Source organism: Aeromicrobium sp. PE09-221 (assembly GCF_002174305.1).
Classification (GTDB): Bacteria; Actinomycetota; Actinomycetes; order Propionibacteriales; family Nocardioidaceae; genus Aeromicrobium.
The window spans coordinates 93,731-106,319 of record NZ_MIJB01000023.1 but is presented as its reverse complement, the minus strand read 5'-3'; the positions used below and the strand labels follow the sequence as shown (position 1 = coordinate 106,319).

Here is a 12,589-nt window from a genome sequence, read left to right as displayed (position 1 = left end):
CTCACGTCAGGGCATCGGTGGCAGTGGGCGACGACCACCCGGTCTGGGCCGCGCTAGGCGGTGGGCAGGACCAGCACCGCCCAGGCGACCACCGGAGCGACGACGACGATAGACATGCCCCATTGCATCAAGCGTTTGAACACCATGTCGCGATCGCGTGGCTCGGCATTGGCCACCACGAGTGCGCCATTGGTGGAGAACGGACTGCAGTCCACGACCGAGCTGGCGATGCCCAGGGCGGCGATCAAGGCGATCGCATTGACCTGGTCGGTGAGGAGGAAGGGCACGGCCAGGGGGATGAGCGCGCCGATGATGCCGGTGGTCGAGGCGAAGGCCGAGACCACGGCGCCGATCAGGCAGATGAGCAACGCGGCGACCAGGGGACTGCCGACATCGGCGACGCGGTCGCCGAGCCAGTCCACGACGCCCTGGTTCTGCAGTAGCGTCACGTAGGTGACGATGCCGCCGATCAGCAGCACGGTGCCCCAGCTGATCTTCTCGACCGCGCCCTTGGCCGACTTCGGGTAGACGAGGGTCAGGACGACCGCGATGGTCAGCGCTGTGAAGCCGACATCGAGGTCGAAGCCGAGGGCGCCCACCATGAGCGCGACGAGGCCGAGGAGGGTGACGATCCGCTGCGGGTTGAGTCGGTAGTCGACCTCGGCCGGTTCGTCGGAGGCGACGCTGCGACCCGCCTCGACCGCCGAATGCGGTGTTCCGGACGGACCGGGACGGGTCGCCTCGTGGCTGGCGGCCTCCGCCTCGGCGCCCATCGCGTTCACCGTGGCCTGCTCACGGCCCCGGGCGACGAGTTCGCGCCCGCCGAAGGCCAGGTAGGTGATCACGGCGATCAGTGTCGCGGCGAGGAAGGTCACGACGAACAGGAAGGCAGGGCTGCCGGGCAGTCCGTTGGAGTCGACCACGCCATTGGTGATGGAGCCGAAGATGCCGATGGGGGAGAAGCTGCCGGCCGTCGCGCCCTGCACGACCATCATGCCCATCATGACCGGATGGATCTCGTAGCGGAGCGCGAAGCCCATCGCCACGGGAGCCACGATGGCGACCGCGGCCGGACTGACGGCGCCGATCGCGGTGACGAGTGCGCAGACGGCGAACATGGCCCAGGGGACGAGGGCGACCCGCCCGCCGACCGCGCGGACGGCGCCGTGCACCAGCCAGTCGACGGTGCCGTTGTTCTTGGCCAGGGCGAAGAGATAGGTGACGCCGACGAGGATGACGAAGAGGTCGGCGGGGAAGCCGGCCAGCACATCGTCCGTCGTGGAGCCGTAGACGCTGAGGCCGACGACGAAAGAGGCCACGAGCGCCAAGGCGCCCATATTGACGCCGCGGATCGTCGCGACCAGGAAGACGATGGCGAGAACCGTCAACGCAATGAGTGCGTGAGACATGGAATTTCTCTCAGAGGGTCGGGGTCGGATGGGTTCGTGTGACCGAGGTCATATGACGAACGGCGTCTACTATGGCAAGTGGCTAGGCCACTTGGCAACTCGGCCACCGAGGTATCTATGATGAGACCGTGGCAAAGAACCCCGTCAACCGCCTCTCGCCGGTACGCCGTGAGCGCCTGTACGAGAGCCTGGCGGCCCATATCTCCGACTTCATCGAGGCCCAAGGCCTGGTCGGTGGCGACCGGCTTCCGCCGGAGCGTCAGCTCGCGCAGGAGCTCGGAGTCAGCCGCGCGACGGTCTCGCAGGCGCTTGCGGCGTTGGAGACCCGGGGCCGCGTCGAGGTCCGTCACGGGGTGGGGGCGATGGTGCGCGATCCTGCGCCCTCCAGCTCCGACGCAGGGGGCGGGGTGCGGCTGGAGGGGCGGCCGGTGCGCGAAGTGGTGGTCGCACGGGAGGCGATTCTTGCCGGAATGGCAAGAGCTGCGGCGGTCAATCCGCAGTCCTCACTGCGGTTGGCGATGTTGGCTGACGACGGTCGGCCGCGTTCCTTCGAGCACACGATGCGGAGCATCCGCAAGCTCGCCGATGCCCCTTTGCTGGCGGAGTTAGATGACATGATGAGCGAACAGGCCCCTGCTCCGCCGATGTCGCCGGAGCTGTTGCGGACTCTCGACGCGGTCGCCGAAGCGATCATTGCGGGTGACCCGACGGCCGCTGCGGTCGCGTGCCAGGGCATGCTCGACTGAGTCCATCGTCGGTCGGGCTCGTGCTGACCGCGGGTCGTCCGCGCGGGGTCTTCCCGGCGGTTCAGTGGCCTAGCCAATAGTCGTCCGAGGAGGGCCCGATGGATGTCGCCGAGATCGTGCTCGTCCTCGCGGCCGGCTTCGGTGCGGGCATCCTCAGCTCGTCGGTCGGCGTCGCGTCGCTGCTGAGCTTCCCGATCCTGCTCGCGGTGGGACTCCCGCCCGTGGTCGCGAACACGACCAACACGATCGGTCTGATCCCTGCGGGGGCGGGCGGGGTGCTCGGATATCGCCAGGAGTTGCGCCAGGTGCGCGGTCTGGCGGTGCGGGTGGTCGTCCTGACCGGGTTGGCCGGGAGTATCGGCGCCGCGCTATTGCTCGGCCTGCCGTCCAGCGTCTTCGAATGGGTGGCGCCGTGGCTGATCCTGGGCACCTGCCTATTGGTGGGAGTGCAGCCGCGGATCTCCCGTTGGCTCGCGGCGCGCCATCCCGAGGGGGAGGATCGATCCGCGCGGGTTCGGCTCTCGCCGCTGACCACCGCGTTCGTGGTGCTGACGGGTGTCTATGGAGGCTACTTCGGTGCGGGGGCCGGGGTCATGATGATCGCGGTCCTCGCTCTCGGGCTGGATATCGACCTGCGGATCATCGGGGCATTGCGGACGACATCGGTCATGGCGTCCAATGTCGTGGCCGGCGCGGTCTTCGTGGTGGTGGCCGATATCGACTGGACGGTGGTGGCCCTGCTCGCCGTCAGCTCCATCTTCGGTGGATATGTCGGTGCACGGATCGCCCGGCGGATGCCGGCGTCGCCGCTGCGGGCGGGTGTTGTGGCTGCGGGCATCGTCGCTGCGATCACGCTCTGGACCTGATCCCGTCTCTGTCGGCCCTCGACCTGATACAGGTCGGTGTTGTCCACATTCTGACGACGGAGCCTTCCAGAAACGGACCTTCTCGTGCAAGATCAGCTACAAGGGTCCGTTTTCTCATCGGGGGGTGAAGGACCGTGGACCAGGCATTGGCGCAACAGGTGCGTCGGCTCGTGCGCGAGCGGCGTATCGATCCGGCCGACGATGTCGAGGCCGTGCGTGCGGCGGCGGTCGATGTGGTGACCGAGCACGAGGCGCGCAGCCTCACCGGCGCCGTTCGTTCCCTCGATGATCCTGACATGGTGGTCGGCCAGCTGGTGGCCGATGCGGCCGGCTTCGGCCCGTTGCAGCGATTCTTCGAGGACGATGAGGTCGAGGAGATCTGGATCAACGAGCCGGACCGGGTCTTCATCGCCCGCGACGGCCGACACGAGCTGACCTCCGTCCGGCTCACCGCTGAGCGTGTGCGGGAGCTGGTCGAGCGGATGCTCTCCAGCACCGGGCGTCGGCTCGATCTCAGCCAGCCCTTCGTCGACGCGATGCTGCCTGGGGGGCACCGTCTCCACGTCGCATTGAGCGGCATCGCGCGCGACTTCACCGCGGTCAACATCCGCAAGTTCGTGACCAAGGCATCCTCGCTCGAGGACCTCATCTCGCTCGGCACGATCGACACCGAGCTCGCCGGGCTGCTGCGCGCAGCGGTCGTGGACGGCGACAACATCATCGTCTCGGGAGGCACCCAGGCGGGCAAGACCACGCTGGTGAACTGTCTGGCCGGCACGATCCCGGGAAGCCAGCGGCTGATCTCGGTCGAGGAGGTCTTCGAGCTGCGCTGTGCTCATCCTGACTGGGTGGCCCTGCAGACGCGGCAGGCCGGCCTCGAGGGCACCGGTGAGATCACGCTGCGCACCTTGGTCAAGGAGGCTCTGCGGATGCGACCGAGCCGGATCATCGTCGGCGAGGTGCGCGCAGCAGAGGCCCTTGACCTGCTGTTGGCCCTCAATGCCGGCCTTCCGGGCATGGCCACGGTGCACGCGAGCTCCGCGCTGCAGGCGCTGACCAAGCTGTGCACGCTGCCGCTGCTCGCCGGGGAGAACATCTCCGCGCGGTTCGTCGTACCGACGGTCGCCTCGTGTGTGGACCTCGTGGTCCATACCGCCATCGGCGCGGATGGTCGGCGCGCGGTACGCGAGGTCATCCGCGTCACCGGCCGTATCGAGGGCGATGTAATCGAGACCGAGACGGTGTACGACGCGCTGGCGGACTGCCGGGTCCGGGAGGAGCCGACGTGGGCGCACTGATCGGCTTCACCGCCGGGGTCGGGCTCCTGCTCATCCTCACCGCCGACAGCTCCCAGGCGCCTGCCCGGCGTCGGACCCGCTCGCGGAACGTGCCTTGGGCCTGGATCGGCGTGGGCGCACTGATCGGGCTCATCGGCGCGCTGGTGGTCACTGCCGTGACCGGTGTCCCGGCGATCGGCGCGATAGCCGGCCTCGCCGGCGCGGTGGCGCCGATGACGATCACCCAGAGCGTGGAGAGGCGCCGGCGTCGCGAGCAGGCTCAGGCGTGGCCGGACGCGGTCGACCAGTTGGCCTCGGCGGTGCGCGCCGGCATGTCGCTCCCCGAGTCGGTCATCAGCCTGGCCGAGCACGGTCCCGAACCCTTACGCGAACCCTTCGCGGCGTTCGCCCGCGACTATCAGTCCTCCGGCCGTTTCGTGGAAAGCCTCGAACTGCTCAAGGAACGCCTGGCGGACCCGACGGGTGACCGGGTGGTCGAAGCGCTCCGGCTCGCCCGCGAGGTCGGTGGAGGCGATCTCGGTCGCATGCTTCGCTCCTTGGCGGGATATATCCGTGACGACCAGCGCACCCGAGGCGAACTGGAGGCACGCCAGTCGTGGACCGTCTCCGGGGCGCGGTTGGCCGTCGCCGCGCCGTGGCTGGTCCTCGTGTTCATGAGCGGCCAGCGTGAGGTGATCGGAAGGTTCGGTGAGCCGACGGGCGTCGTCGTGCTCGTCGGCGGTGCCGTGAGCTGCCTGGTGGCGTATCGGTTGATGCTGCGTGCGGGCAGACTGCCCCTCGAGGACCGGGTGTTGGCGTGATCGGCGCGCTCATCGGCCTCCTCTTCAGTACCGGACTCGTGCTGGTGGTGGTGGCCTGGCGCGAGAGTCGTCGTCCGGCGCTGATGGTCCGTGTGGGGCCCTATGTACGTGATCTGCGGGTGCACGATCCCGCGATGGAGACCTTCGGTCCCCGGCTGGTGGCGATCTGGCGGGCTACCACCACCAGGGTGGGCGAGCTCGTCGGTAGCGGTCCGAGTGTCTCCCGGAGGCTCGTACGTGCTGGGGATCCGGGTGAGCTCGAGGAGTTCCGCATGCAGCAGGCTCAGTGGGGTCTAGCCGGCTTCGGAGGAGCCTTCGCCATCGCGCTGGCGGCATCGGCCCGCGGCGCGTCCCTCGTGCCGATGCTCGTCCTCTGCCTCGCCGGTGGACTGTTCGGCGTCTTCGTCTGCGATCGACGGCTCACGGCCCGGGTCCGCGATCGAGAGCAGCGCCTGGTGAGGGAGTTCCCCGTTGCTGCTGATCTGCTCGCCCTGGCTGTCGCGGCGGGGGAGAGTCCACGGGCCGCGGTCGAGCGGGTCGCCGCGCGACTGCGTGGTCCGCTGGGCGATGAGTTCGTGCGGCTCCTCGCCGACATCCGTTCGGGCACGCCGGTACCGGACGCCTTCGCCGCGCTCGGCCGCCGGACGGGCGTGCCGAGCATCGCGCGTTTCGCCGAGGCGATGGCCGTCGCGGTCGAACGTGGCACGCCTCTCGTGGATGTCCTGCACGCCCAGTCCGCCGATGTCCGGGATGCCGGGCGTCGCGCACTCGTGGAGTCCGCGGGCCGCCGGGAGATCACAATGATGATCCCCGTCGTCTTCCTCGTTCTCCCGGTCACCGTGATCTTTGCCTTCTATCCCGGGTGGGTCAGCCTCACCCTCACATCCGGTCTCTGACAACACCGAGAGGAAGAACGATGCTGCGACGATGGATCGACCGTCCCCGAGACGAACAAGGGGACGTGCCCGGCTGGGTCATGGTGACGATCATGACGGCGGGACTGGTGGCGGCACTGACGGCGATCGCGGGGCCCCGGCTCAGCGCGATGCTCGACAGCGCGTTGAGCGCCGTCGGAGGGTGAGCCGTGAGCGCGGTGCCGCCGTGCCGGAGTTCGTCCTGGCGCTCGTGGTGGTCCTGCCGATCGTGATCGGCATCGTCCAGCTCGCCCTGCTCGCGCATGTGCGCTCGACCCTGACGGCGGCGGCCGCGGAGGGAGCCCGAGCCGGTGCACCGCTCGGAGCCAGTGTCGCCGATGCCGAGCGGAGCGCGCGTCGCCTCGCCGACACGACGCTGGCGGCGCGCTTCGCCGACGACATCACCGCGACCCGCACGACCCTCGATGGGCTCCCCGTCGTCCAGGTGACGATGCATGCGGAGGTCCCGCCGCTCGGCGTGGCCGGTCCGGGCATCCCGCTCACCATGTCGGGCCATGCCGTCGTCCAGGAGCAGCCGTGAGGGAACGGGGGAGCGCCACGATCGAGCTGACGTGGCTCGTCGTGCTGTTGCTGGTGCCCTTCGTCTACGCCGTCGTGGCCGTCTTCGACACACAGCGCACGGCCTATGCCGCGACCACCGCGAGTGCCGCTGCCACGCGAGCCTTTGTCCAGGCCTCCGACGAACCCACCGCACACCGCCTGGCCCAGCGGGCGGTCGAGGTGACCTGGCGTGATTTCCACGCCGGCGAGCGGCCGCAGGTCGAACTGCTCTGCATCCCGGCCTGTTTCGAGCCCGGTGGTCGCGTCGAGGTCGTCGTGACGACACGGCAGTCGCTCCCCTGGGTGCCGGACGCCTGGGGAAGCTCGTTGGCCGGGATCGACATCAGCTCGACGCATGCCGAGCCATTCGGCGCCTATCGCGGTGCGCCATGAGGCGTGATGCCGGTAACACCACGATCCTGGCCATCGGCCTGCTGGTGGTGCTCGGGCTGCTGACCGTCGTGGTGGTCAACGCCTCGGCCGCTTTCCTCGAGCGACGCGACCTGATGAACCTCGCGGACAGGGCGGCACTCACCGCGGCCGACGGCCTGGCCCGAGACCAGCTGTATCTCGGCGGGGATCCCGGCTCCGCGATCGTCCTCGATCTGCGTGAGGCCACGGCGTTGACACGGTCGGTGGTCCCCTCCGACACCGGGGTGGACGTGGTGGTGCAGGGTGACATGGTGACCGTTCGCCTCGATCGTCGCTACACGCTTCCACTCCGCCCGCCCGGATGGAGCGGGGACGTGGGTATCGCCGCCGAATCGACCGCGCAGTTGCGCTTCGCCGGTCAGTGACCGCCGTGGGACACGTGAGTGGCTGCCGGTTCGTGCCAGGCGATAACCTGCCAGGGTGGCTCTTCCTGATCTGTCCGAACGTCTGAAGCACCTCGACGCGACCATGGCGTCGATCGAGAAGGTGCTCGATCTCGACGCGATCCGCGCCGAGATCGCCGAGCTGCAGGAGCAGGTCGGCGCTCCAGACCTGTGGGACGACCAGGCCAATGCGCAACGGGTTACCGGTCGGCTGTCCGTCCTCCAAGCCGAGCTCGAGCGCGCCACCTCTCTGCGCCAGCGCCTCGAGGACGTGGGGGTTCTCCTCGAGCTCGCGGCTGAGGAGGGCGATGCGGACTCGCGCGCCGAGGCCGAGGCGGAGATCAACCGGCTCGCCAGCGCTATCGAGAGCCTCGAGGTGCGCACGCTTCTCTCCGGTGAGTTCGACGAGCGCGAGGCACTCGTGACGATCCGATCCGGTGCGGGCGGCGTCGATGCGGCTGATTTCGCGGAGATGCTGCAACGGATGTACGTGCGATGGGCTGAGCGTCATGACTACCCGGTCGAGGTCTACGACACCTCCTACGCCGAAGAGGCGGGGCTCAAGTCCACCACCTTCGCCGTCAAGGCTCCCTATGCCTACGGCACGCTGTCGGTCGAGGCCGGCACACACCGCCTCGTGCGCATCTCTCCGTTCGACAACCAGGGCCGTCGGCAGACCTCATTCGCCGCGGTCGAGGTCGTGCCGGTGCTGGAGGCCACCGATGACATCGACATCCCCGACGAAGAGATCCGCGTCGACGTTTACCGCTCCAGCGGTCCCGGCGGGCAGAGCGTCAACACGACCGACTCCGCGGTCCGGCTCACCCATATCCCCACCGGAGTCGTGGTGAGCTGTCAGAACGAGAAGTCGCAGCTGCAGAACAAGGCCAGCGCGATGGTCATCTTGAAGGCCAAGCTGCTCGCGCTGAAGAAGGCCGAGGAGCGGGCGCAACTCGATGAGTTGCGCGGCGATGTCGCGGCCTCATGGGGCGACCAGATGCGCAATTACGTGCTCAACCCGTACCAGATGGTCAAGGATCTGCGTACCGAGCATGAGACCGGCAATACCCAGGCCGTCCTCGATGGCGAGATCGACGACTTCATCGAGTCCGGCATCCGTTGGCGTCGCGGCCAGCAGGTCAAGGCCTGACCATCTGGCGCGGGGGCGCGGGGCGGACGTAGGCTCGCGGTATGGACGAGTCGGACCTCGCCAGAGCGTTCGCCGAGGTCGATCGGGCGGACTTCCTGCCGCCGGATCGACGCGCTGACGCGGGCGTCGACGAGCCGGTGGCGATCGGTCACGGACAGACCAACTCTCAGCCCTACACGGTCCGGGTCATGCTGGAACTCCTCGATGTCCGTCCCGGTCACCGGGTGCTGGATGTCGGCAGCGGCTCGGGATGGACCACCGCTCTGCTCGGCCATCTCGTCGGCCCTGATGGTCTCGTTATCGGCGTGGAACTCGAACCTGAACTGGTGCGCTTCGGTGCTGGGAACCTCGCCCGGTACGGCATGGACTGGACGAGTATCAGCCCTGCCGAGGAGGGGGTGCTCGGCGCTCCCGACCAAGCCCCCTACGACCGCATCCTCGTCTCCGCCGCCGCGCGAGAGCTGCCCTCCGCTCTCGTAGGCCAGCTGGCCGAGGGCGGCGTGATGGTCGTGCCCGTGGGCGCCGACATGCTCCGTGTGCAGCGCGGCGGAGAGGACATCGACATCACCCGTCACGGCACGTTCAGCTTCGTGCCCCTGCGTTGAGCGATCAGAGCCCGTCCTAGGTCAGGGCCGCGTCCGCGTCGCCCATCGCCCGGTGCCGGTACCCGTTGTCGGACTGCAGCTGGTGCTGATCCTGTCCACCGCCGACAGCAGGTCCCCTCGGACCGCTGGGCGAGTGGTCCAGGTCGGCTGGGCCGCGCTGGTGACGGTCGTCGGGGTGGCTCTGATGGCCGTTGGGATAGCTGGCCCGGCACCCGTCTCTCCGCTCGGCCTCCCGGTGAGACGCCCCGAGCGACCGGTGCCTGCGTCGTTTTCTCAGGTCCTCCACCTACACTCGGTCGGGTGATTCGCTTCGACAAGGTCAGCAAGACCTATCCCGGGCAGAAGCGCGCGGCCCTCGACGGCATCGACCTCGAGGTCAGCAAGGGCGAGTTCGTCTTCCTCGTCGGCGCCTCCGGATCGGGCAAGTCCACCTTCTTGCGGCTCATCCTGCGCGAGACACGTCCCACCACCGGACACGTCTACGTCGCAGGCAAGGAGATCGACAAGCTCTCGTCGTGGAAGGTGCCGAAGCTGCGCCGTGAGGTGGGCACGGTATTCCAGGACTTCCGGCTGTTGCCGAACAAGTCCGTGACCGAGAATGTCGCCTTCGCGTTGCAGGTCATCGGCAAGCCGCGCGCGGAGATCGACCAGCTCGTCCCCGAGACCCTCGAGATGGTGGGTCTGGAGGGCAAGGGACATCGCATGCCCGAGGAGCTCTCCGGCGGTGAGCAGCAGCGCGTCGCGATCGCGCGCGCCTTCGTCAACCGGCCGAAGATCCTCATCGCCGATGAGCCCACCGGCAACCTCGACCCGACCACGAGCGTTGGCATCATGAAGCTGTTGGACCGCATCAACCGCACCGACACCACCGTCATCATGGCCACGCACGACTCCTCGATCGTCGACCAGATGCGCAAGCGCGTCATCGAGCTCGACGAGGGTCGCCTCGTCCGCGACGAGGCGCGCGGCATCTACGGCTACCAGAACTGAGAATCATGCGAGCGATCCTTTCCGAACTGCGCGCGAGCCTGTCCCGCAACACGTCCATGACGATCTCGCTGATCGTCACGATGTCCGTCTCCCTCCTCCTGGCTTCGCTGGGTCTGCTCATCCAGGCACAGGCGGACCGCACGGAGCAGTACTTCGGCGATCGCCTGCAGCTGCAGGTGAACCTGTGCACCCAGAACTCTCCCGCCGCGACCTGCGTCAACGGCGTCGCGACGGAGGAGCAGCAGCAGGCCGTCCAGGAGGCGCTCGACTCCAACCCCGAGGTACGTAGCTTCGAGGTGCGCAGCCCCGAGCAGAACTACGAGCAGGCCCGCGAGCTGCTCGGCCAGACCGAGACCGGCCAGCGCCAACTGGAGACCCTCGGCCCCGACTCCTTCCCGGAGTCCTACTATGTGACACTGACCGACCCACAGGACTTCGACGGTGTCGTCAGCCAGGTGTCCGGCATGGACGGCGTCGGCAATGTCAACTCGCTGCGTGAGCTGCTCGGTCCGCTGTTCGAGATGCTCGACAAGCTGCAGTGGGCCTCGCTCGGCACGGCCCTGCTGCTCATCATCGCGGCGATCCTGCAGGTCTCCAATACGATCCGCATGACCGCCTTCGCGCGTCGTCGCGAGATCGGCATCATGCGTCTGGTGGGTGCCTCCAGCTGGCACATCCAGCTGCCGTTCGTCCTGGAGTCGCTGGTGGCGGCGCTCGTCTCGGCGGCTTTGGCGGCCAGCGGGATGGCGGCCTTCATGTACTTCGTCGTCTATGGATATCTGCGCGACACGCTGGGCACGATCACGACCTGGGTCCGCTGGCAGGACGCCTTCGTCGTCATGGGCTGGACCACGGCCCTGTCGATCCTGCTGGCCCTGATTCCTACGCTGGTGATGACGCGCAAGTACCTGAACGTCTGAACACCGGGTTTCGATCTGAGACTTTCCGCGCGCCCCTGGACGTCAGGGGGTGGTGATGACGTAGAGTCACATCCGTCACACGAGTTCGATTCCGTCCCAACAGGGACCTTCCCCGGATCGAGGATGTTCAGACGATGCTTGCGACTGCTCGCAAACCGTTGCTCGCGGCGGTGCTGGTGCTCGGCCTCTTGGTCGGGTTCGCCGCGCCGTCGGCCTTTGCCGACTCCAAGGACGATATTCGTCGTCAACAGGGTCAGAACGACCAGAAGCGCCAGCAGGCGCAGGCCGCCCTTGAGCACTCCACCAAGCGTTACCAGGACGCCAGCGCCGCGTTGAACGCGGCGAGTGCTCGCCTGGCTGAGGCCGAGGGGGTGCTGAGCGCCACCCGAGGCGAGCTCGCCGTCGCCCAGGCGCGCGATGCCGAGCTGCGTGAGGAGCTCGCCAAGGCCGAGGCCGACCTCGAGGCCGCCGAGGAGCGGGTCGACAAGGCCGAGAAGGATCTCGCCGCATCGGAGTCCGAGGTCGAGCAGTTCGCCGTCGACAGCGTGATGGAAGGCGACCGGGGCTTGCGTGCCTTCAGCGAACTGCTGCAGGGTGAGGACCCGAACACCTTCTCCGATCGTGTGCAAGCCAATGATTCTGTCGGTGATGCTCAGATCGGCAAGATGCAGGAGCTGGACGCCTCACGGGTGATGCTCGAGCTCGAGCGGCAGCGCGTCGAGGAGCTGCGCGACCAGGTGGCTGCCCAGAAGAAGGAAGCCGAGGCCAATGTCGTGCGGATGCAGGAGCTGACGGCTGCTGCCGAGGCGCAGGCGGCGGAGGTCTCCGAGCTGGTCGATACACGTCGTTCGGCCGAACGCGAGGCCGCATCGGCGAAGGCCGAGGACGAGCAGCTCGCGGCATCGCTCGAGGCTGAGCGCGCGTCGCTGGAACGTCAGATGCAGGCCGTCGTGGCTGAGGAGCTGCGCAAGCAGCGTGAGCGCGAGGCTGCCCAGAACCAGGGCGGTGGTGGCGGCGGTGGTGGCGGCAGCGGTGGCGGCGGCGGAGGAAACTCCCTGAGCGCCCCGATCAATGCGCCGATCACCTCGCCCTATGGCATGCGCCGCCATCCGATCACAGGTGTGTACAAGCTTCACGACGGCACCGACTTCGGCGCGGGTTGCGGTACGCCGATCCGCGCAGCCGCGTCGGGCACCGTGATCCAACAGTATTTCAACGGGGCTTACGGCAACCGCGTCATCATCAACCACGGCGTCATGCGTGGAGTCAGCGTCATCACGACGTACAACCACCTCTCGCGATACGCGGTGGGTCAGGGTGCTCAGGTACAGCGTGGCCAGGTCATCGGCTACGTGGGCACGACCGGCTACTCGACCGGTTGCCACCTGCACTTCATGGTGCTGCAGAACGGCCAGACCGTGAACCCGATGGGCTGGCTCTGACTCTCGCGGCTCCCTCACCGCCCTCGGACCGGAGCAGGTCGGCGAGCCCGCACATGATCGTGTCCGTGCGTCT

The 12,589-nt window shown here is 68.0% G+C and carries 15 protein-coding genes; 14 read left to right on the top strand and 1 reads right to left on the bottom strand.

The annotated features are described in order from the left end of the window. Nucleotides 1-53: 53 nt before the first annotated feature. A complete protein-coding gene (locus BHE97_RS12335) occupies nucleotides 54-1,409 on the bottom strand; it encodes an SLC13 family permease (RefSeq protein WP_087624336.1) in 1,356 nt (451 codons plus the stop codon). A 128-nt stretch (nucleotides 1,410-1,537) separates the two neighbouring features. Here BHE97_RS12335 and BHE97_RS12330 point away from each other — a divergent pair, with 128 nt between their 5' ends. The 14 genes from BHE97_RS12330 to BHE97_RS12270 all read left to right on the top strand — a co-directional run bounded on the left by BHE97_RS12330 (nucleotide 1,538) and on the right by BHE97_RS12270 (nucleotide 12,516). Continuing rightward, nucleotides 1,538-2,155, top strand: a complete 618-nt coding sequence (locus BHE97_RS12330) for a GntR family transcriptional regulator (RefSeq protein ID WP_236757672.1) — start codon at nucleotides 1,538-1,540, stop codon at nucleotides 2,153-2,155. Between the two features lie 98 nt (nucleotides 2,156-2,253). Beyond that, nucleotides 2,254-3,021, top strand: a complete 768-nt coding sequence (locus BHE97_RS12325; RefSeq protein ID WP_087624334.1) for a sulfite exporter TauE/SafE family protein — start codon at nucleotides 2,254-2,256, stop codon at nucleotides 3,019-3,021. 134 nt (nucleotides 3,022-3,155) lie between these two features. Beyond that, nucleotides 3,156-4,319 (top strand): ATPase, T2SS/T4P/T4SS family, encoded by a 1,164-nt coding sequence (locus BHE97_RS12320; RefSeq protein WP_087624333.1) that lies wholly within the window; start codon nucleotides 3,156-3,158, stop codon nucleotides 4,317-4,319. Next, nucleotides 4,307-5,119, top strand: a complete 813-nt coding sequence (locus BHE97_RS12315) for a type II secretion system F family protein (RefSeq protein ID WP_087624332.1) — start codon at nucleotides 4,307-4,309, stop codon at nucleotides 5,117-5,119. The genes BHE97_RS12320 and BHE97_RS12315 overlap by 13 nt, the downstream gene beginning before the upstream one ends. Then, nucleotides 5,116-6,015 carry a type II secretion system F family protein gene (locus BHE97_RS12310; RefSeq protein WP_236757671.1) on the top strand — a complete coding sequence of 300 codons (900 nt, stop codon included), beginning with the start codon at nucleotides 5,116-5,118 and terminating at the stop codon, nucleotides 6,013-6,015. The genes BHE97_RS12315 and BHE97_RS12310 overlap by 4 nt, the downstream gene beginning before the upstream one ends. 20 nt (nucleotides 6,016-6,035) lie before the next feature. Next, a complete protein-coding gene (locus BHE97_RS20135; RefSeq protein ID WP_170931396.1) occupies nucleotides 6,036-6,200 on the top strand; it encodes a hypothetical protein in 165 nt (54 codons plus the stop codon). Next, the gene (locus tag BHE97_RS12305) at nucleotides 6,197-6,574 is read left to right on the top strand and encodes a TadE/TadG family type IV pilus assembly protein (protein ID WP_087624331.1); all 378 of its coding nucleotides are present in this window, start codon (nucleotides 6,197-6,199) and stop codon (nucleotides 6,572-6,574) included. Before BHE97_RS20135 ends, BHE97_RS12305 begins: the two co-directional genes overlap by 4 nt. After that, complete coding sequence (locus BHE97_RS12300; RefSeq protein WP_087624330.1) at nucleotides 6,571-6,987, top strand: hypothetical protein; 417 nt, start codon at nucleotides 6,571-6,573, stop codon at nucleotides 6,985-6,987. Before BHE97_RS12305 ends, BHE97_RS12300 begins: the two co-directional genes overlap by 4 nt. Further along, nucleotides 6,984-7,391, top strand: coding sequence for a pilus assembly protein TadG-related protein (locus tag BHE97_RS12295; protein WP_087624329.1), 408 nt, complete (start codon nucleotides 6,984-6,986; stop codon nucleotides 7,389-7,391). Before BHE97_RS12300 ends, BHE97_RS12295 begins: the two co-directional genes overlap by 4 nt. Nucleotides 7,392-7,446: 55 nt before the next feature. Then, nucleotides 7,447-8,559, top strand: coding sequence for a peptide chain release factor 2 (gene prfB / locus BHE97_RS12290; protein WP_087624328.1), 1,113 nt, complete (start codon nucleotides 7,447-7,449; stop codon nucleotides 8,557-8,559). 41 nt (nucleotides 8,560-8,600) lie between these two features. Next, nucleotides 8,601-9,164 (top strand): protein-L-isoaspartate carboxylmethyltransferase, encoded by a 564-nt coding sequence (locus tag BHE97_RS12285; RefSeq protein ID WP_087624327.1) that lies wholly within the window; start codon nucleotides 8,601-8,603, stop codon nucleotides 9,162-9,164. A gap of 300 nt (nucleotides 9,165-9,464) precedes the next feature. Continuing rightward, nucleotides 9,465-10,154: a cell division ATP-binding protein FtsE gene (gene ftsE / locus BHE97_RS12280; protein WP_087624326.1), complete on the top strand. Its 690-nt coding sequence runs from the start codon at nucleotides 9,465-9,467 to the stop codon at nucleotides 10,152-10,154. 5 nt (nucleotides 10,155-10,159) lie between these two features. Continuing rightward, entirely contained in the window at nucleotides 10,160-11,074 is a 915-nt protein-coding gene (gene ftsX / locus BHE97_RS12275; protein ID WP_087624325.1) for a permease-like cell division protein FtsX, read from the top strand. 134 nt (nucleotides 11,075-11,208) lie between these two features. Beyond that, a complete protein-coding gene (locus BHE97_RS12270; protein WP_087624324.1) occupies nucleotides 11,209-12,516 on the top strand; it encodes a M23 family metallopeptidase in 1,308 nt (435 codons plus the stop codon). The last annotated feature ends 73 nt before the right edge of the window (nucleotides 12,517-12,589 follow it).

Coding starts and splice junctions, on each gene's coding strand:
- BHE97_RS12325 (WP_087624334.1), top strand. CDS start 2,254: ATGGATGTCGCCGAGATCGTGCTCGTCCTCGCGGCCGGCTTCGGTGCG.
- BHE97_RS20135 (WP_170931396.1), top strand. CDS start 6,036: ATGCTGCGACGATGGATCGACCGTCCCCGAGACGAACAAGGGGACGTG.
- BHE97_RS12295 (WP_087624329.1), top strand. CDS start 6,984: ATGAGGCGTGATGCCGGTAACACCACGATCCTGGCCATCGGCCTGCTG.
- BHE97_RS12285 (WP_087624327.1), top strand. CDS start 8,601: ATGGACGAGTCGGACCTCGCCAGAGCGTTCGCCGAGGTCGATCGGGCG.
- ftsX (WP_087624325.1), top strand. CDS start 10,160: ATGCGAGCGATCCTTTCCGAACTGCGCGCGAGCCTGTCCCGCAACACG.
- BHE97_RS12270 (WP_087624324.1), top strand. CDS start 11,209: ATGCTTGCGACTGCTCGCAAACCGTTGCTCGCGGCGGTGCTGGTGCTC.
- BHE97_RS12335 (WP_087624336.1), bottom strand. CDS start 1,409: ATGTCTCACGCACTCATTGCGTTGACGGTTCTCGCCATCGTCTTCCTG.